The sequence below is a fragment of the Cupriavidus sp. GA3-3 genome (assembly GCF_000389805.1).
In the GTDB taxonomy this organism is placed as follows: Bacteria; Pseudomonadota; Gammaproteobacteria; order Burkholderiales; family Burkholderiaceae; genus Cupriavidus; species Cupriavidus necator_D.
Map to the genome: position 1 here is coordinate 209,578 of NZ_KB944461.1, position 18,336 is coordinate 227,913.

Consider the following 18,336-nt stretch of genomic DNA (forward strand, 5'->3'; position numbering starts at 1 on the left):
GCTGGCGGGGCACGTCCGAGGCCAGGAGGCGTGCGCCGACCCGCGGCCGAGATGGCACCACGGAGGCAATGCTGGGAACTAGTCGGGAAGAAGCCGATGGTGCCCGGGGTCGGACTCGAACCGACACGCCTTGCGGCGGGGGATTTTGAGTCCCCTGCGTCTACCTGTTTCACCACCCGGGCAGGGTGTATGGCGCCGGAACCGGCACCGTGCTGAGCCGGGAATTATGCCGGAAATCCCGTCGTCGGACAACCAGTGCGCGGCTGCGCAAATCCGGTAGCATGGCGCCCAGCCTCTCACTCGCCCATCGTCCCGACCACCCCCGACTGCCATGACCGACCAAGCTTCGCTGGCGCGCCTCGCCAGCCTGCCTTCGCAGGACCCCGGCTTCTATGACCGGGAATACAACAACCGCGCCAATGTGCCGGACAACGCCGTGCATATGGCGCGCTGGGCGCAGTGGTCCGCCGGGGTGCGCGCACGCGGCGCTTATCTGGCGGACCTGAGCTATGCCGGCGAGGACTCGCGCCATGCGCAGGACGAGACGCTGGACTACTTCCCCGCGCAGCGGGCCAACGGGGCGCTGCCGCCGCTGCTGGTCTTCGTGCACGGCGGCTACTACCGGGCGCTGGACAAGCACGACCACAGCTTTGTTGCCAGCGCGCTGCCGGCGCTGGGGGTGTCGGTGGCGGTGGTGAACTACACGCTGGTGCCTGCGGTGACGGTGCCGGAGATCGTGCGGCAGGTGTTGCGCAGCGTCGCCTGGCTGTACCGGCAGGCGGACCGGCTGGGCCATGATCCGGACAAGCTCTTCCTGGCCGGGCATTCCGTCGGCGGCCACCTGGTGGCGATGCTGATGGCCGCGCGCTGGCCGCAGCTGGGCGCGGAGCTGCCGGCCGACCTGGTCAAGGGCGGGCTCTCGGTCAGCGGGCTGTACGACATGGAGCCGCTGCGGCGCGCTGCCTTCCTGCAGCGCGACCTGCGGTTCTCGGAAGACGATGTCGCGCGGCTGTCGCCCGCGTACATGCCACCGGCCAGCGGTGCCCCGCTGGCGATCGCGGTGGGGGAACTCGAGGCCGCCGAATACCACCGCCAGCACGCGCTGATCCGCGCGGCGTGGCCGGCCAAGGTGGCGCATCCGGCCGCAAGCGACCTGGTGCTGCCGGACTGCCATCACTTCAACGTGCTGGAGGGCTTTGCCAGCCCGGACGGTGCCCTGACGCGCGCGGTGCTGCGGCTGATGGAGCGCTGAGCGCGCACCGGGCGCGAGGGCGTCAGCCCTCCAGCACGCGCAGCAGCGACGAGGTGTCGTCCTTGCCCCAGCCGTTGGCCATCAGCGTGCGCAGCTGCGCCGAGGTGGCCTGCATCGCGGGCAGGTCCAGGCCGATTTCTTCGGCGATATCGCGCGCCAGCCCGAAGTCCTTGTCGTGCAGCCGCGCCTCGATGCCGGCGGCGAAGTTGCGCGCCACCATCTTGGGGCCCATCAGGTCGAGCATGCGGCTGCCGGCCATGCCGGTCGCCATGGCTTCGAACACGCGGCCGGTGTCGACGTTCTGCGCGGCGGCAAAACGCATGGCCTCGGCAATGCCTTCGATATTGACCACCTGCGCGATCTGGTTGCACAGCTTGGCAACCTGGCCCGCGCCGTGGTCGCCGATATGGGTGATGGTCTTGCCCAGCTGCTGCAGCAGCGGGCGTACGCGCTCGAGCATCTCGGGCTTGCCGCCGACCATGATGGTCAGCGTGCCCGCCTCGGCGCCCATGGTGCCGCCCGAGACCGGGCAGTCCAGCGCCTCGATGCCGCGCGCGGCCAGCGCCGCGGCGATCTCGCGCGTGACGATCGGCGAGATGGTGCTGTGGTCCACGCAGATGGTGCCCGGCGCGGCGCCGTGGATCACGCCCTGCTCGCCCAACAGCACTTCGCGCACGTCTTCGGACGAGGTCACGTTGGTGAAGACGACGCTGGCGCCGCGCGCCGCTTCAGCCGGAGTGAAGAAGGGCTCCGCCCCCAGCGCGCGCGCGGCCTCGGCCGCTTCCGGGCGACGCACGAAGGCGCGCACGGTGTGGCCGGCGGCCAGCAGGTGGCGGACCATGTGCGAGCCCATGGCGCCCAGGCCGATGAAGGCGACGGTGGTGGGGGTGAGAGTGGTGCTCATGCCATGCTTCCTTTCTTGATGCGGCGGGCTACTTATCGCCCGCATAGGCGAACTTGCCGTTGCGGATCACCCCCATCACGCGCGAACGCTGGTCGAAGCCCTGGTGGTCCTTCGGGTTCAGGTTCATCACGCCGTTGGGGATGGTGAGGTTGGTGGTGGCTTCCAGCGCGTCGCGCATGGCGGCGCGGAAGTCGCGCGTGCCGGGCTGGGCGCCGGTCTTCAGCGCGCGGCGGGCGGCGTCGTCCAGCAGCATCCACGCGCCCCAGGCGTCGCCGGCAAACTGCGTGACGCTGTCGGCGCCGTACTTGCTTTCGTAGCGGTTGACGAAGTCCAGCGCCACCTTGCGCACCGGGTGGCTCTCGGGCAGCTGGCGCGCGACCACCACCGGCCCGGTCGGGAACAGCGTGCCTTCCACATCCTTGCCGCCCATGCGCAGGAAGTCCCAGGTGGCGATGCCGTGGGTCTGGTAGACCTTGCCCTTGTAGCCGCGCTCGCCCAGCGTCTTCTGCGGCAGTACGGACGGCGTGCCGGCGCCGGCGATCAGGATCGCGTCCGGGTTTGCCGCCATCAGCTTGAGCACCTGCCCGGTCACCGAGGTGTCGTTGCGCGAGAAGCGCTCGTTGGCGACCACCTTGATCTTGCGCACCTCGGCCAGCTTCGAGAACTCGCGCCACCAGCTCTCGCCGTAGGCGTCGGCAAAGCCGATAAAGCCGACGGTCCTGACGCCGTGGTTGCTCATGTACTCGGTCAGCACGGTCGCCATGTGCGAGTCGTTCTGCGGCATCTTGAAGGCCCAGCGGCGCTTGGCGTCGGTCTGCGGCTCGACGATGGAGGCCGAGGCGGCCAGTGCCACCATCGGGGTTTCGCCCTCGGCCACGGCGTCGAGCGCGGCGATGGCGGTAGGGGTGATGTTGGGGCCGACGATCACGTCGACCTTTTCCTCGGAGATCAGCTTGCGCACGTTGCGCACCGCCGCGGCCGGGTCGGTGCCGTCGTCAAGGATGACGTAGTGCGCCTTCTGGCCGCCCAGGGTCTGGGGCCACATCAACACGGTGTTCTTGGAGGGGATGCCGATCGAGGCCGCCGGACCGGTGGTGGACACATCGATGCCGACACGGATGTCGGCATGCGCGGCGGCGCTGGTGAAGAGCAGGGCGCCGGCCAGCAGCAGGGGGCGCAGGGGCATTGTCAGCATGGTCTCCTCCGTTCTTATATGTGACGGGAAGGATAGCCGAACTCGGCCGCCGGGGCACGCCTGCGCCCCGCCGCGGCCGTGCCGGTCAGCGCACGCCCAGGCGCCAGAGCGTGGTCACCTCGGCGGAACGCGCCGCGTGCAGCGGGTCGGCAGCATCCGTCGCGCGCGGGTGGCGCGGGCGGATATCGGAACGGCCCAGCACCTTCAGCCCGGCGGCGTCGATCCAGCCCATCAGTTCCTCGCGCGGGCGCAGGCCGAGATGCTCGGCCAGGTCCGACAGCAGCAGCCAGCCTTCGCCGCCCGGCGCCAGATGCTCGGCCAGCCCCTGCAGGAAGCCGCGCAGCATGGCGCTGTCAGGGTCGTAGACCGCGCGCTCGACCGGCGAGCTGGGCCGGGCCGGCACCCAGGGCGGGTTGCACACCACCAGCGGCGCCCGGCCTTCGGGGAACAGGTCGGCCTGCACGATTTCGACCTCCCCGGCGTAGCCAAGCTGCGCGATGTTCTCGCGCGCGCAGGCCAGCGCGCGCGGGTCCTGGTCAGTGGCGACCACGCGCTGCACGCCGCGGCGGGCCAGCACCGCGGCCAGCACGCCGGTGCCGGTGCCGATATCGAAGGCGAGGGTCTTGGCCGGCAGCGGCTCGGTCGCGACCAGGTCGACATACTCGCCGCGCACCGGCGAGAACACGCCGTACCAGGGGTGGATGCGGTCTTCCAGCGCCGGGATCTCCACGCCCTTCTTGCGCCATTCATAGGCGCCGATCATGCCCAGCAACTCGCGCATCGACGCCACGTAGGGCTCGCTGGCCGGGCCGTAGACCTGTTCGCAGGCGTCGCGCACATCCGGCGCGCGGCGCAGCGGCACCTCGTGGCTGGCCTCGAACGGCAGCAGCAGCATGCCCAGCGTGCGGGCGCGCTGCGACTGGGCCAGCCGGTGCAGGTTGAAGGCCTCGATTGGCGAAGCGGCCCCGCCCTTGGCCTTGTCCCTGGCTTTCTGGCCGGGGCGGCTGGCCTTCTTGGGCTTGCGCTCGGTGCGGCGGGCCAGCGCGTGCAGCAGCTGGCGCGCGTTCTGGAAGTCGCCGCGCCACAGCAGCGCGGTGCCCTCGCAGGCCAGGCGGTAGGCGGTGTCGGCGCTGGTGGTGTCGTCGGCGATGATCACGCGGCGCGGCGGCGGCAGGCCGGCTTCAGAGCGCCAGGCGGCGCTGCGCTCGATGCCGTCCTCGGTCCAGTGAATGCGGGGCAGGTCGCTCACAGGGCCTCCGGCCGGCAGGGCGTGATGGGCAGCAGATGCATGGTTGGGTTTGCTTCTTATATAGGGAGAGGCGGCGGGCCGTCCTCAGAGTTCGTAGGCTTCGTGTTCGCCGGACATGGCCTGCTCAACCAGCTTGCGGTTGAGCGTCGGCGAGAACAGCTCGATGAAGGTGTAGACAAAGCTGCGCAGGTAGGCACCCTGCTTGACGGCCAGGTGCGTCACGTTGCTGCCAAACAGGTGGCCGGCCGAAATGCCGCGCAGGTTGCGGTCACGCTCGGCATCATAGGCGACGCCGGCGACGATGCCCACGCCCAGCCCGATCTCCACGTACGTCTTGATCACGTCCGCGTCGATGGCCTCCAGCACGATGTCCGGCTCCAGGTGGCGCAGCGCGAAGGCCTTGTCGATCTTGGTCCGGCCGGCAAAGTTGGCATCGTAGGTGATCAGCGGGTAGCCCATCAGGTCTTCCAGCGCCAGGTGCTTCTTGTCCAGCAGCGGATGCTCGGGTGGCGTAATCACCATATGGGTCCACTGGTAGCCCGGCAGCGACACGAGGTTCTTGTCGGCGGAGATGCCTTCGGTCGCGATGCCGATATCGGCCTGGTCGTGCAGCAGCATGTCGGCGATCTGCGCCGGGTTGCCCTGCTGGATCGACAGCCGCACCTTGGGGTAGCGCTTGGTGAACTCGCTGATCACCCGCGGCAGGGCGTAGCGCGCCTGGGTGTGGGTGGTGGCGATGGTGAAGTTGCCCTGATCCTGTGCCGCATAGTCCATACCGACGCGCTTCAGGCTTTCCACCTCCTGCAGGATCTTCTCGACCGAGCTCAGGATGCGGCGGCCGGGCTCGGTCAGGCTGCGGATGCGCTTGCCGTGGCGGGTAAAGATATCAACGCCCAGCTCTTCTTCCAGCTCGATGATGGCCTTGGACACGCCGGGTTGTGACGTGTAGAGCGCTTTGGCGGCCTCAGTCAGGTTGTAGTTCTGCCGGACGGCCTCACGCACGAAGCGAAACTGGTGCAGGTTCATATATCTGGGTTCGTATAAACAAACAACTTCTTATTAGTTTGAGGTATGAGGCCAGTTTATTACGATTCTCGAACTTTGTTAATTAATGGCCAGCCCTCAGTGCGTCCTCTCGCAGCAGCCACTTTGTGATGCGAGACCCACGGGCCAGGTTCCCACCGAGTCCCCCATGTCTGTTGCCTATACGGTTTCCGGTCTGTTTGTAGGCGTCCTCGTCGGTCTGACCGGGGTGGGTGGGGGCTCGTTGATGACGCCGCTGCTGACGTTGCTGTTCGGCTTTTCGCCGGCTACCGCGGTTGGCACCGACCTGGCCTTCGCCGCCATCACCAAGGGCTTCGGCACCATCGCGCACCGTGCCCACGGCCATGTGCAGTGGCAGGTGGTGCGGCGCCTGTGCATCGGCAGCCTGCCGGCGGCTGTGGCCGCCATCCTGGTGCTGAAGAGCGCCGGCGAGCTCAACGCCCAGTGGCTGCACGCGATCCGCCTGACCATCGGCGTGTCGGTGCTGCTGACCGTATTGTCGCTGCTGTTCCGCAAGCAGATGCTGGCCTGGCTGGAACGCAATCCGCGCTTCCAGCTGCACGGCCGCGCCCAGGTCATTGCCACCATCGTGGTCGGCGCCGTGATCGGCGTGCTGGTGACGGTGTCGTCGATCGGCGCCGGCGCGGTTGGCGCCACGCTGATCCTGCTGCTGTATCCCCATATGAAGCCGGCTGAAGTGGCCGGCACCGACATTGCCTACGCCGTCCCGCTGACGGCGCTTGCCGGGCTGGGCCATGTGTGGCTCGGCACGGTCGACTGGAATTTGCTGCTGGCGCTGCTGGTGGGTTCGATCCCCGGCATCTGGCTGGGCGCGCAACTGTCGCGGGCGCTGCCCGAACGGCTGGTGCGTGCCGCACTGGCGACCACGCTGACGCTGGTCGCCATCAAGCTCGTTTCCTGAATTCAACGAATACTGAACGGACCCCGCCATGTATCAGTACGACCAATATGACCAGCGCATCGTCGCCGAGCGCGTCGCCCAGTTCCGTGACCAGGTGCGCCGCCGCCTGTCCGACGAGCTGACCGAGGAAGAATTCCTGCCGCTGCGCCTGCAGAACGGCCTGTACATGCAGCGCCATGCCTACATGCTGCGCGTGGCGATTCCGTACGGCCTGCTGTCGTCGAAGCAGATGCGCAAGCTGGGCCATATCGCGCGCGAGTACGACCGCGGCTATGGCCACTTCTCCACGCGCCAGAACATCCAGTACAACTGGATGGAGCTGGAGCGCGTGCCCGACGTGCTGGCCGAGCTGGCCAGCGTCGAGATGCACGCCATCCAGACCTCGGGCAACTGCGTGCGCAACATCACCACCGACCACTTCGCCGGCGTCGCGCCGGACGAGTCGGTGGACCCGCGCGTGCTGGCCGAGCTGCTGCGCCAGTGGAGCACCTTCCAGCCGGAGTTCGCCTTCCTGCCGCGCAAGTTCAAGATCGCCATCTCGGCCTCGGCCAATGACCGCGCCGTGGTGCAGATGCACGATATCGGCATCTACGCCTACAAGAACGCCGAAGGCGAAACGCGCCTGCGCATCCTGGCCGGCGGCGGCCTGGGCCGCACGCCGATCCTGGGCACGATCATCAAGGACGACCTGCCGTGGCAGCACATGCTGTCCTACGTCGAGTCGGCCATCCGCGTGTACAACCGCTATGGCCGCCGCGACAACAAGTACAAGGCGCGCATCAAGATCCTGGTGAAGGCCATCGGCGCAGAGAAGTTCGCGCAGGAAGTCGAGGAAGAGTGGCAGCACAGCAAGGACGGCCCGGCCACGCTGACGCAGGCCGAGTTCGACCGCGTGGCGCAGTATTTCACGCCGCCCGCCTATGAAAAGCTGGCCGACACCGATGCTTCGTACGAGAACCACCTGCTGGAAGACAAGGCCTTTGCGCGCTGGGTCAGTCGCAACGTGCACGGCCACAAGGTGCCGGGCTACGCCGCGGTGACGCTGTCGACCAAGCCGGGCGTGGCCTCGCCCCCGGGGGACGCCACCGACGCGCAGATCGAAGCCGTGGCCGACCTGGCTGACCAGTTCGGCTTCGGCGAGCTGCGCGTCGCGCACGAGCAGAACCTGATCCTGCCGGACGTGAAGAAGCAGGACCTGTACGCGCTCTGGCAACTGGCCAGGAAGGCCGGCCTGGCTACCCCGAACATCGGCCTGCTGACCGACATCATCGCCTGCCCGGGCGGCGATTTCTGCTCGCTGGCCAACGCCAAGTCGATCCCCATCGCGCAGGCGATCCAGGACCGCTTCGACGACCTCGACTACGTCTATGACCTGGGCGAGATCTCGCTGAACATCTCGGGCTGCATCAACGCCTGCGGCCACCACCACGTCGGCAATATCGGCGTGCTGGGCGTCGACAAGGACGGTTCGGAGTGGTACCAGGTCACGCTGGGCGGCGCCCAGGGCAACCAGACCGCGCTGGGCAAGGTGATCGGCCCGTCGTTCAGCGCCGAGGAAATGCCCGAGGTGGTGACCCGCATCATCGACACCTTCGTTGCCAACCGCATCGAGGACGAACGCTTTATCGAAACCCTGTCCCGCATCGGCATCGCCCCGTTCAAGGAGCGCGTTTATGCCGACAAGCAGCCGCGCGAGCGCGCTGAAGCCTGAGGACCGGAGACTGAACATGGCAAAGATCATTCAACTGCAACAGGATGGCGCTACCGTCGCCCCCGTCATCGTCGATGACGGCTGGACCGTGCTGCGCGGCACCGCCGAGCAGCCGCTGACCGACGAGCAGATCGCAGCGGCCGTGCAAAGCCAGGACGCGGTGCTGTTCCCGCTGTCGGTGTTCAAGGCCAACGAAGCGCTGCTGGCCGGCCGCGACGCGGCCCGCACCGGCGTGTGGCTGGCCCCGGAAGACGAGCCGGGCGATGCCGAGGCGTATTTCGCGCGCGTGGCGCTGGTGGCGGTGGACTTCCCGGTGTTCCGCGACGGCCGCGGCTTTTCCACGGCCTACCTGCTGCGCACCCGCTACCACTGGAAGGGCCAGCTGCGCGCCATCGGCGACGTGCTGCGCGACCAGCTCAACTTCATGAAGCGCTGCGGCTTCGATGCCTTCGCGGTGCGCGCCGACAAGAACATCGAGGACGCCATCAAGGGCTTCACCGAGTTCACCGTGACCTACCAGGCTTCGGTGGATGAGCCGCTGCCGCTGTTCCGCCGTGCGCGCACCGAAGGTGGTGCCGTGCAGTCGAAGGAAACGGCATGAACACGGTGCTGAGCGAAATCGCGGTGGTCGATGCCGGAGCGGTGTCGGCGCTGCGTCCGCCCGCGCTGTGGGTTGCGCCGGAATACACCGGCAGCATCGAAGCGCTGGCGCAGAAGGAACGCGAGCTGGGCGAGCGCCTGGCGGGCATCGCCGGCCGCTTCTTCCGCGCGCGCTTTGCCTCGAGCCTGGCGGCCGAGGACATGGTGCTGACCGACGCCATCCTGCGCGGCACCGAAGCCGTGCGCGCCGGCATCCGCGTGTTCACGCTGCAGACCGGGCGCCTGCACGCCGAGACGCTGGCGGTGCTGGACAAGGTGCAGGCGCACTACGGCTACAGCATCGAGCAGTTCACGCCGGACGCCGAGGCCGTCGAGAACTACCTGAAGAAGCACGGGCTCAACGCCTTCTACGACAGCGTCGAGCTGCGCAAGGAATGCTGCGGCATCCGCAAGGTCGAGCCGCTCAACCGCGCGCTCTCGCACGCCGACGCCTGGCTGACCGGCCAGCGCCGCGAGCAGGCGGTCACGCGCGCCGAGCTGCCGTTCGAGGAACAGGACGAAGCCCGCGGCATCCCCAAGTTCAACCCGCTGGCGGACTGGAGCGAGCCGGAGGTGTGGGCTTACCTGAAGCGCCACAACGTGCCGATCAATGACCTGCACGCCAAGGGCTATCCCAGCATCGGCTGCGAGCCGTGTACGCGTGCCGTGCGCGCGGGCGAGGATGTGCGCGCGGGACGTTGGTGGTGGGAGAGCAAGGACTCGAAAGAGTGCGGGCTTCACGAACAGAACATCAAGCATTGAGGCCGGACAAAATGGGCATCATGAACGACATCGCAGAAGCCACCAGCAGCGTGGCGCACCTGTTGCAAGTACAGAACGATCACCTCGACCGCCTCGAAGCCGAGTCGATCTACATCATCCGCGAGGTGGTGGCCGAGTGCCGCAACCCGGCGCTGCTGTTCTCGGGCGGCAAGGACTCGATCGTGATGCTGCACCTGGCGCTGAAGGCCTTCCGCCTGGGCGAGCGCAAGATCGAGCTGCCGTTCCCGCTGGTGCATATCGACACCGGCCACAACTATCCGGAAGTGATCGCCTTCCGCGACCAGCGCGTGGCTGAGCTGGGCGCGCGCCTGGTGGTGGGCCATGTCGAGGACTCGATCAAGCGGGGCACCGTGCGCCTGCGCAAGGAAACCGATTCGCGCAACGCGGCCCAGGCCGTGACGCTGCTGGAAACCATCGGCGAGCATCAGTTCGACGCGCTGATGGGCGGCGCCCGCCGCGACGAAGAGAAGGCCCGCGCCAAGGAGCGCATCTTCTCGTTCCGCGACGAGTTCGGCCAGTGGGACCCCAAGGCCCAGCGCCCCGAGCTGTGGAGCCTGTACAACGCACGCATGGCGCAGGGCGAGCAGATGCGCGTGTTCCCGATCTCGAACTGGACCGAGCTGGACGTGTGGCAGTACATCGCCCGCGAGAAGCTGGCGCTGCCGCCGATCTACTATTCGCACCAGCGCGAAGTGGTGCGCAAGAACGGCCTGCTGGTGCCGGTCACGCCGATCACGCCCAAGCAGGACGGCGACGTCAGCGAAGTGTTGTCGGTGCGCTTCCGTACCGTCGGCGACATCAGCTGCACCTGCCCGGTGGCCAGCGTTGCCGATTCGCCGGAAGCGATCATCGCCGAGACCGCGGTGACCGAGATCACCGAGCGCGGCGCCACCCGCATGGACGACCAGACGAGCGAAGCCTCGATGGAACGCCGCAAGAAGGAAGGCTACTTCTAAGCCGCACGCAGCAAAGGATCCAGACATGACTCACCAAGCAACCCATCAAGGCCTGCTGCGCTTCATCACCGCCGGCTCCGTCGACGACGGCAAGAGCACGCTGATCGGCCGCCTGCTGTACGACAGCAAGGCCGTGCTGTCGGACCAGCTGACCGCGCTGGCCAACGCCAAGAACAAGCGCACCGCCGGCGAGCAGATCGACTTCTCGCTGCTGACCGACGGCCTCGAGGCCGAGCGCGAGCAGGGCATCACCATCGACGTGGCCTACCGCTACTTCTCGACCGCGCGCCGCAAGTTCATCATCGCGGATACCCCGGGCCACGAGCAGTACACCCGCAACATGGTCACCGGCGCCTCGACCGCGGACGCGGCCATCGTGCTGGTCGATGCCACCCGCGTCACCGTCACCGACGGCCGTGCCGAGCTGCTGGCGCAGACCAAGCGCCACTCGGCGATCCTGAAGCTGCTGGAGATCCGGCACGTGATCGTTGCCGTCAACAAGATGGACCTGGTCGACTACAGCGAACAGCGCTTCAACGAGATCCGCACCGCCTACACCGAACTGGCCGAGCAGCTGGGCCTCAAGGACGTGCGCTACGTGCCGGTGTCGGCGCTGCGCGGCGACAACATCGTGCATGAGAGCGATGCCATGGCCTGGTACCAGGGCGAGCCGCTGCTGCCGCTGCTGGAAGAACTGCCGGTGGAAGAGGCCGCACCCGAGGATGACGCCGCGCTGCGCTTCCCGGTGCAGCTGGTGATCCGCCAGGACGGTTCGCAGTCGGACGACTTCCGCGGCTATGCCGGCCGCATCGAAGCCGGCACCGTGCGCGTGGGCCAGAAGCTGCGCGTGCTGCCGGCCAACCGCGAAGCCGTGGTGGCTGAAGTGCTGACGCCCAATGGTGCCGCTGAATCGGCCAACGTCGGCGATACCGTCACGGTGCGCCTGGCCGAGGACGTCGATGTATCACGCGGTGATATGTTCGTTGCCGCCGATGCGACCACGGCTTCGGCAAAGAAGCTGCAGGCCGACCTGTGCTGGTTCGACGACGAATCGCTGAACCCGGCGCGCAAGTACGTGCTCAAGCACACCACGGCCAGCGTGTTCGCGCGCGTGTCGGCGGTGGACCGCGTGCTGGACGTGCATACGCTGTCGCACGAGACCGGTCGCCACGATATCCGCCTGAACGACATCGGTTCGGTGCAGATCTCGCTGCAGAAGCCGATCGTGTGCGATGCCTACGGCGACAACCCGGCAACGGGCGCCTTCGTGCTGATCGACGAAGCGACCAACCACACGGTGGCCGCAGGCATGATCCGTGCGTTCTCCTGATCGGTAACGGCAGGAAAGGGGCAGCAGATGGACAAGCAGGCGCAGAAGACTTACGGCAAGGTGTTCCTCATCGGGGCAGGCCCCGGTGCGGCAGACCTCATTACGGTGCGCGGTGCACGGCTTTTGGGCGAAGCCCAGGTGGTGCTGCATGATGCACTGGTAGCGCCGGAGATGCTGGCCTGGTGTCCGCAGGCCGAGCTGGTCGAGGTGGGCAAGCGCTGCGGGCAGCGCTCCACCGCGCAGCTGTTCATCAACCGCCAGATCGTCGACCTGGCCGGCAAGTACGAGCGCGTGGTGCGCCTGAAGGGCGGCGACCCGATGCTGTTCGGCCGTGCCGACGAGGAACTGCAGGCGCTGGAAGCCGCTGGCATCGAGTATGAAGTGGTGCCGGGAATCACTGCGGCGCTGGCGGCTGCTTCGGCGATCGGCAAGCCGCTGACCAAGCGCGGTGTGTCGCGCAGCGTGGCGTTTGCCACGCAGGCGAAGGCTGCGGATGGCGAGGGCTCGGCCGATATCGAAGCGGCGGTCAAGGCCGATACGCTGGTCTACTACATGGGCCGCGACCAGGCGGCGTCGATTGCCGCGCAGCTGATCGCGCATGGCAAGCCGGCGTCGACGCCGGCGTGGGTGGTGGAAGCCGCCAGCACGCCGCGGCAGCGTAGCCGTGAATTCACGCTGGGCCGAATGGCAGCAGGCGAGGCCGCTGCCTGGATCGATCCGGTGCAGCCGAGCCTGCTGATGATCGGGGCGGCGCTGGCTGCGCGGGCTACCGAAACGCCGCGCGAAGGCGTGGGTGAAACCGTCGTGCAGACGCCGCGCGCTGCCTGAGCGCGCTGCGCGCCACTAGAAAAAATGCCCTGTACCGGCATGCCGGCACAGGGCTTTTTTCATCGGGGACCACATTTCTGCTCAGGGCTGGCCGCTTGCGGGCATTGAGGCAACGCAGTATGCGGCCATTGCATCCAGCACCGCATCGGCCTCGCCTGCCGCCGTCGCGCAATGGATGCGCAGCCCGGGATGCGCTTGCCGGCATTGGTCGAGCAAGGCTGGCAGGTCGCGCCGCAGGTGGCCGCCCTGGCCCAGGAACACCGGCACCACGGTGGCGTCGGACACGCCGCGCGCTGCCAGGTCGGCGAGCGCGTCGGGCAGAGCGGGCGTCATCAGCTCCAGGAACGCCAGCCGCACCTCGCACCCGGGCAGGGCAGCGGCCACCTTCTGCTGCAGGCGGTCGAACGGCTCGCGCCAGCGCGCGTCGCGCGCGCCATGCGCAAACAGGACCAGGGCCCGGGTGGGTGCGGTCATGGCAGCCCGCCCCTCAGTGCCGGTCCACCCAGCGCAGCGCCAGCAGCGCCACCATCAGGTAGAGCGTACCTGGCACCAGTGCCGAGATGATCGGCGGCCAGGTATGCAGCAGGCCGACGTGCGAGAACAGCGTGTTCGACAAGTGGAACGACAACCCCAGCATGATGCCCCCGAACACTTTCACGCCGACGGCGCCGGCACGGGCGTGCAGGTAGGCGAAGGGCAGGGCCAGCGCCATCATCACGAACAGCGTCAGCGGGTAGATCACCTTCTTCCAGAAGGCGATCTCATAGCGCTGCGTGTCCTGCTTGTTGTCGCGCAGGTGGCGGATATAGCGGAACAGGTCCAGCGTCGACATCCGCTCAGGCGTCACCAGCAGCACTGACAGGATTTGCGGCGTCAGCTCGGAATGCATGGTCACGCGCGGGAACTTGACTTGCTCGGCGCGGAAATCCGGGGCCAGCGAATCGCGTGCCGGCTTCGCGCCCTGGGCCGGGGGCGCCAGTTCGATGAAGCGGGTCTCGTTGACGCCCTGCAGCTCCCACAACTGGCCACCCTGGTAGCGCCCCTCCTGCGCCACGCGGATCATGCGCAGGCGGTATTGCGGGTCGAACTCATACATGGTGATGCCGGTGATGGTCTGGTCCGGCCGCAACCCCGCCACGTTGACGAAGCGGGTGATCTCGCCGCCGCCGGTGGCGGCATCCTTGTCGCGGTCCTTGACCCAGACGCCGGAACGGAAGCCCGACGACACGGTTGCGCCGATCGCCTCGAGCTTGATCTTCTGCGCGTACTGCTCGGCGCGGGGGGCGATGAACTCGCCGAAGATAAAGGTCACGATGGCCAGCGGCACCGCCAGCTTGAACAGCGAGAACAGCGCCTGGCGCGTGTTCAGGCCGGCCACGCGGAAGATGGTGTACTCGGACTGGCTGGCCAGCTGCGAGAACACATAGATCGCGCTGATCAGCACCGCGATCGGCAGCACCTCATACACCCGCGTGGGTGCCTGCAGCAGGACGTGGAACAGCGCGACCAGCGAGGTGTACTGGTTGTTGACGTTCTCCAGCTCGTTGAGCATGTCGAAGAACACGAACAGCGACAGCACCGCGAACAGGATGAAGGCGAACACGCCATAGATCAGCCGGCCGAAGTAGCGTTCATAGACGCGCAGGATCCTCATGCCCGGCCTCCGGTGGCCGCGGCATCACGCCTGCGCAGGCCGAACACGGCGCGCCACCCGCCCAGGCTGCGGTTCTGGCGGTAGCGGAACAGCAGCAGCGCCCCCAGGAACACCGCCAGGTGGATCGGCCACCACGCCAGCCAGAACGGGATCGCGCCCGAGCGCACCCAGGACTGCGTCAGGTTGATCAGGTTGCTGTAGGTCAGGTAGATCAGCACCGCGAACACCAGCGGCGTGTAGCGGCCCAGGCGCGGGTTAACGTAGGCCAGCGGGATTGCGATCATGACGAAGTTGAAGGCCAGGATCGGCAGCGAGATGCGCCAGATCAGCTCGCCCAGGTTTTCGCGCGTGGGGTTGCGGATCAGCTCGATGGTGTCGCGGCTCTTGGGTGGCAGCTTGGCTTCGGACTCGGGAGCCTTGTTGTCCACCTTGACCGCGTAGCGTTCGAACTCGACGATGCGGTAGTCGATCTGGCCGGGCGTGCCCGAGTAGCGGCGGCCGTTTTCCATCACCACCAGGCGGTCGCCGTTGGGCATGGTCTCGAACTTGCCCTGGTGCGCCAGCGCCACGCCGATCTTGTCGGCCTCGGAGTTGGCGACGAAGACATTGCGCGCATGCTTCATGTCGGCGTCGATGCCCTCGATGAACAGCACATAGTTGGCCTTGGCGGGCTCGATAAAGCGCCCGGCGGCGATCATCGACATCACGCCGCGCTGCTCGAAGCGGTCGCGGAACAGCGCGCTCTGCTGGTTGGCCCAGGGCCAGGCGAACATGCCCAGCAGCAGCGCCAGCACGATGAAGGGTGCCGCAAACTGCAGCACCGGCTTGACCAGTTCGCGCAGCGAGATGCCCGCCGAGAACCACACCACCATCTCCGAATCCTTGTACCAGCGCGTCAGCACGATCAGGGTGGAGATGAAGAGCGTGGCCGACAGCAGGATCGACAGGTAGCCGATGGTGGCCAGGCCGATCAGCATCAGCACGTCGTTGGGACTGGCCTTGCCGCTGGCAGCCATTCCCAGGATGCGGATCACGAGCGAGGTGAGCATGAAGGTCAGCATCACCAGGAACACCGCCCCGGCGGTGTAGGCAAGCTCGCGTCGCAGGGCTTGTTGAAGGATCATGCGGGTTCGGTTCCGGGCTGCCGGCCGGAGCGGGCGATGTGCCGTGCGAGGTGCCTGGCAGAACAGCTGGCTGGCAGCACAGCATGCTGTCAGCGTGACCGGGGCGTATCAGCGGCGGCAGGTCGCGGGATAAAAATCGCGGATAATGGAGGCTTTCGTGTCTAACGAGCCCCTGGAAGGAAGCGCGATGGAATTTAGCACAAAAGCCTTGGATTGGAGCAAAGCCGGCCAAAATGGTTTCCTGGCGACCAAGACCGACTGCCTGGTGGTCGGCCTGTTCGAAGGCCAGAACCTGGCCGGAGTAGCCAAGGCACTGGACGTGGCCACCAAGGGCCTGGTGGGGCGGCTGGTCAAGCAGGGCGACTTCGAAGGCAAGCGCGGCACCCAGCTGATGCTGCATGAGGTGGCCGGCGTGGGCGCCGCGCGCGTGCTGCTGGTGGGCCTGGGCAAGGAAGCCGATTTCAGCGACAAGGCCTTTGCCGACGCGGTCCGCACCGCCGTGCGTGCCTTGTCGTCCACGCGTGCGGCCTCGGCCCTGTGGTGCCTGGCGCAACAGGCGCCGCAGCAGCGCGATGTCGCCTGGGCGGTGATCACCACCATCACGCTGGTGCGCGAAGCCGGCTATCGGCTGCTGGAGCGCCATCCGGGCCTGAAGCGCGCCAATGCCAACGGCAAGCCCAACGGCAACGACAAGTCCTCGCTGCGCAAGGTCGTGATCGCGGTCGACACCGGCGATGCCCGCGCCGCCACCCAGGCCGTGGTGCGCGGCACCGCCATCGCCAACGGCATGGAGCTGACGCGCGACCTGGGCAACCTGCCGTCCAATATCTGCACGCCGACCCACCTGGCCAATACCGCCCGCGGCATTGCCAAGCGCCACAAGCTCAAGGCCGAGGTGCTGGGCCGCAAGCAGATCGAGGCCCTGAACATGGGGGCCTTCCTGGCCGTGACCAAGGGCAGCGAAGAGCCGCCGCAGTTCATCGTGCTGCGCTACGACGGCGCCGGCGCCAAGCAGGCCCCGGTGGTGCTGGTGGGCAAGGGCATCACCTTCGATACCGGCGGCATCTCGCTCAAGCCGGGCGAGGGCATGGACGAGATGAAGTACGACATGTGCGGCGCCGCCTCGGTGCTGGGCACGATCCAGGCCGTGGCCGAGATGGGCCTGAAGCTCAACGTCATCGCCGTGGTGCCGACCTGCGAGAACATGCCCAGCGGCATCGCCACCAAGCCGGGCGACGTGGTCACCAGCATGTCCGGCCAGACCATCGAGATCCTGAACACCGACGCCGAAGGCCGCCTGATCCTGTGCGACGCGCTGACCTATGTGGAGCGCTTCAAGCCGACCGCGGTGATCGACGTGGCCACGCTGACGGGCGCCTGCATCATCGCGCTCGGCCACATCAACAGCGGCCTGTACGCGCGCTCCGACGCGCTTGCCGATGCCCTGCTGCAGGCCGGCCGCCGCGCCATGGACACCGCCTGGCGCATGCCGCTGGACGACGAGTACCAGGACCAGCTCAAGTCCAACTTTGCCGACATGGGCAATATCGGCGGCCGCCCGGCCGGCAGCGTGACGGCGGCGTGCTTCCTCTCGCGCTTTACCGAGAAATACGACTGGGCCCACCTGGACATCGCCGGCACCGCCTGGAAGAGCGGCGCGGCCAAGGGGGCCACCGGCCGCCCGGTGCCGCTGCTGGCGCAGTTCCTGATGGACCGCGCGGCCTGATGGCGGCGGCAGGCAACAGAGGCAGCAAGGGTCCATGACGCGCATCGATTTCCACAGCAACGTGCCGGACGTGCTCGGCTATGTCTGCCGGCTGGTCCGCAAGGCCTACGGCGCCGGGCAGAAGGTGGTGATCCACGGGGCGCCGGCGCAGCTGGCGGACCTGGATGCGCGCCTGTGGACCTTCTCCGCGCTGGATTTCCTGCCCCATTGCGGGCTGGAAAGCCCCAATGCGGCGGTCACGCCGATCCTGCTGGCCGCCACCACCGAAGGCGTGCCGCACCACCAGCTGCTGATCAACCTGGCAGACCAGGCCCCGGCGCAGTTTGCCAGCTTCGAACGGCTGATCGAGGTAGTGGGCGCGGGCGATGCCGCGCGCGAAGCCGGCCGCCAGCGCTACCGTTTCTACCGCGAACGCGGCTATCCGCTGACGCACCACGACATCGGCCAGCCCAAGGGAGACGCCGCATGAGCGAACGCACCACCTCGCGGGTGATCCCGCGGCTCGATCCGAATGACAGCATCCCGCTGCTGACCGAGGTGTTCGAACTGCCGGACGCAGGGACAGCAGCGCCGGCTGCCGCTGCGCAGGAGGGCGTGATCGATACCTTCGGCATGGCCGATTCGGGCCTGGTCATGCATGTCGGCGATACCGGCGACGCCGTGGCGGACGAAGGCGCCGCGCCGGCATCGGCGATGCCGGCAGATAGCGGCGCCCCGGGCGAGGACGACCTGCGCGCCGTGCGCACCGAGTTGCTGACGCGCGTGATGATGCGCTTCCGCACCGAATGGCCGCAGGTCGTGGCGGCCCATACCGAAGCCACGCTGCAGTCGCGCCTGGCGCCGCTGACGGCGCAACTGGCCAGCGAGCTGACCCAGTCGCTGGAGGCGCGGCTGGTGGAATGGCTGGATGCGACGCTGGAGGAGATCGAGAAGACGCCGGGGGAGGATTAACGGCGGCTGAAGGGCTGGAGCGGACCGGCGGGTCTCGACAGACGTCGGCAAACAAAAAAGCCTGCGAT

The 18,336-nt window shown here is 67.6% G+C and carries 18 protein-coding genes and 1 tRNA gene; 11 read left to right on the top strand and 8 right to left on the bottom strand.

The window, feature by feature from the left end; all coding sequences use genetic code 11:
• Positions 1-97: 97 nt before the first annotated feature.
• Positions 98-182 (bottom strand) — tRNA-Leu (locus tag C265_RS03665).
• Between the two features lie 149 nt (positions 183-331).
• Here C265_RS03665 and C265_RS03670 point away from each other — a divergent pair.
• The gene (locus C265_RS03670) at positions 332-1,252 is read left to right on the top strand and encodes an alpha/beta hydrolase (protein ID WP_010814952.1); all 921 of its coding nucleotides are present in this window, start codon (positions 332-334) and stop codon (positions 1,250-1,252) included.
• A gap of 22 nt (positions 1,253-1,274) precedes the next feature.
• On the opposite strand, the gene C265_RS03675 is transcribed toward C265_RS03670, so the two are convergent.
• The 4 genes from C265_RS03675 to C265_RS03690 form a co-directional block, all read right to left on the bottom strand.
• On the bottom strand, positions 1,275-2,201 hold the full coding sequence (locus C265_RS03675) for an NAD(P)-dependent oxidoreductase (RefSeq protein ID WP_255266274.1): 927 nt from the start codon (positions 2,199-2,201) through the stop codon (positions 1,275-1,277).
• On the bottom strand, positions 2,185-3,342 hold the full coding sequence (locus C265_RS03680; protein ID WP_037023635.1) for an ABC transporter substrate-binding protein: 1,158 nt from the start codon (positions 3,340-3,342) through the stop codon (positions 2,185-2,187). Before C265_RS03680 ends, C265_RS03675 begins: the two co-directional genes overlap by 17 nt.
• 94 nt (positions 3,343-3,436) lie before the next feature.
• A complete protein-coding gene (locus C265_RS03685) occupies positions 3,437-4,600 on the bottom strand; it encodes a class I SAM-dependent methyltransferase (RefSeq protein ID WP_010814949.1) in 1,164 nt (387 codons plus the stop codon).
• Positions 4,601-4,684: 84 nt separating this feature from the next.
• On the bottom strand, positions 4,685-5,626 hold the full coding sequence (locus C265_RS03690) for a CysB family HTH-type transcriptional regulator (protein ID WP_010814948.1): 942 nt from the start codon (positions 5,624-5,626) through the stop codon (positions 4,685-4,687).
• A 166-nt stretch (positions 5,627-5,792) separates the two neighbouring features.
• Between C265_RS03690 and C265_RS03695 the strand changes: the two genes are divergently transcribed.
• Genes C265_RS03695 through cobA form a run of 7 tightly spaced genes read left to right on the top strand, consistent with a single transcriptional unit; the run spans position 5,793 to position 12,813 of the window.
• Entirely contained in the window at positions 5,793-6,566 is a 774-nt protein-coding gene (locus C265_RS03695; RefSeq protein WP_010814947.1) for a sulfite exporter TauE/SafE family protein, read from the top strand.
• 28 nt (positions 6,567-6,594) lie between these two features.
• Positions 6,595-8,277, top strand: a complete 1,683-nt coding sequence (locus tag C265_RS03700) for a nitrite/sulfite reductase (RefSeq protein ID WP_010814946.1) — start codon at positions 6,595-6,597, stop codon at positions 8,275-8,277.
• A gap of 16 nt (positions 8,278-8,293) precedes the next feature.
• Positions 8,294-8,878, top strand: coding sequence for a DUF934 domain-containing protein (locus tag C265_RS03705; RefSeq protein ID WP_010814945.1), 585 nt, complete (start codon positions 8,294-8,296; stop codon positions 8,876-8,878).
• Positions 8,875-9,678, top strand: a complete 804-nt coding sequence (locus tag C265_RS03710; RefSeq protein WP_010814944.1) for a phosphoadenylyl-sulfate reductase — start codon at positions 8,875-8,877, stop codon at positions 9,676-9,678. The genes C265_RS03705 and C265_RS03710 overlap by 4 nt, the downstream gene beginning before the upstream one ends.
• Before the next feature lie 11 nt (positions 9,679-9,689).
• Complete coding sequence (gene cysD / locus C265_RS03715) at positions 9,690-10,655, top strand: sulfate adenylyltransferase subunit CysD (RefSeq protein WP_010814943.1); 966 nt, start codon at positions 9,690-9,692, stop codon at positions 10,653-10,655.
• A 25-nt stretch (positions 10,656-10,680) separates the two neighbouring features.
• Positions 10,681-11,985, top strand: coding sequence for a sulfate adenylyltransferase subunit 1 (locus tag C265_RS03720; RefSeq protein WP_010814942.1), 1,305 nt, complete (start codon positions 10,681-10,683; stop codon positions 11,983-11,985).
• 27 nt (positions 11,986-12,012) lie between these two features.
• The gene (gene cobA, locus C265_RS03725; protein WP_010814941.1) at positions 12,013-12,813 is read left to right on the top strand and encodes a uroporphyrinogen-III C-methyltransferase; all 801 of its coding nucleotides are present in this window, start codon (positions 12,013-12,015) and stop codon (positions 12,811-12,813) included.
• 81 nt (positions 12,814-12,894) lie between these two features.
• Here cobA and C265_RS03730 read toward each other — a convergent pair whose 3' ends face one another.
• Genes C265_RS03730 through lptF form a run of 3 tightly spaced genes read right to left on the bottom strand, consistent with a single transcriptional unit; the run spans position 12,895 to position 15,591 of the window.
• Positions 12,895-13,287 (bottom strand): sirohydrochlorin chelatase, encoded by a 393-nt coding sequence (locus tag C265_RS03730; protein ID WP_010814940.1) that lies wholly within the window; start codon positions 13,285-13,287, stop codon positions 12,895-12,897.
• Between the two features lie 13 nt (positions 13,288-13,300).
• Entirely contained in the window at positions 13,301-14,467 is a 1,167-nt protein-coding gene (lptG, locus tag C265_RS03735; protein ID WP_010814939.1) for an LPS export ABC transporter permease LptG, read from the bottom strand.
• Entirely contained in the window at positions 14,464-15,591 is a 1,128-nt protein-coding gene (gene lptF, locus C265_RS03740) for an LPS export ABC transporter permease LptF (protein ID WP_010814938.1), read from the bottom strand. Before lptF ends, lptG begins: the two co-directional genes overlap by 4 nt.
• Positions 15,592-15,778: 187 nt before the next feature.
• On the opposite strand from lptF, the gene C265_RS03745 reads away from it, so the two are divergent.
• The 3 genes from C265_RS03745 to C265_RS03755 are packed head-to-tail and all read left to right on the top strand — an operon-like array spanning position 15,779 to position 18,268.
• The gene (locus tag C265_RS03745) at positions 15,779-17,317 is read left to right on the top strand and encodes a leucyl aminopeptidase (protein ID WP_010814937.1); all 1,539 of its coding nucleotides are present in this window, start codon (positions 15,779-15,781) and stop codon (positions 17,315-17,317) included.
• Between the two features lie 34 nt (positions 17,318-17,351).
• Entirely contained in the window at positions 17,352-17,786 is a 435-nt protein-coding gene (locus tag C265_RS03750) for a DNA polymerase III subunit chi (RefSeq protein ID WP_010814936.1), read from the top strand.
• On the top strand, positions 17,783-18,268 hold the full coding sequence (locus C265_RS03755) for a hypothetical protein (RefSeq protein ID WP_010814935.1): 486 nt from the start codon (positions 17,783-17,785) through the stop codon (positions 18,266-18,268). Before C265_RS03750 ends, C265_RS03755 begins: the two co-directional genes overlap by 4 nt.
• Positions 18,269-18,336 lie beyond the last annotated feature (68 nt).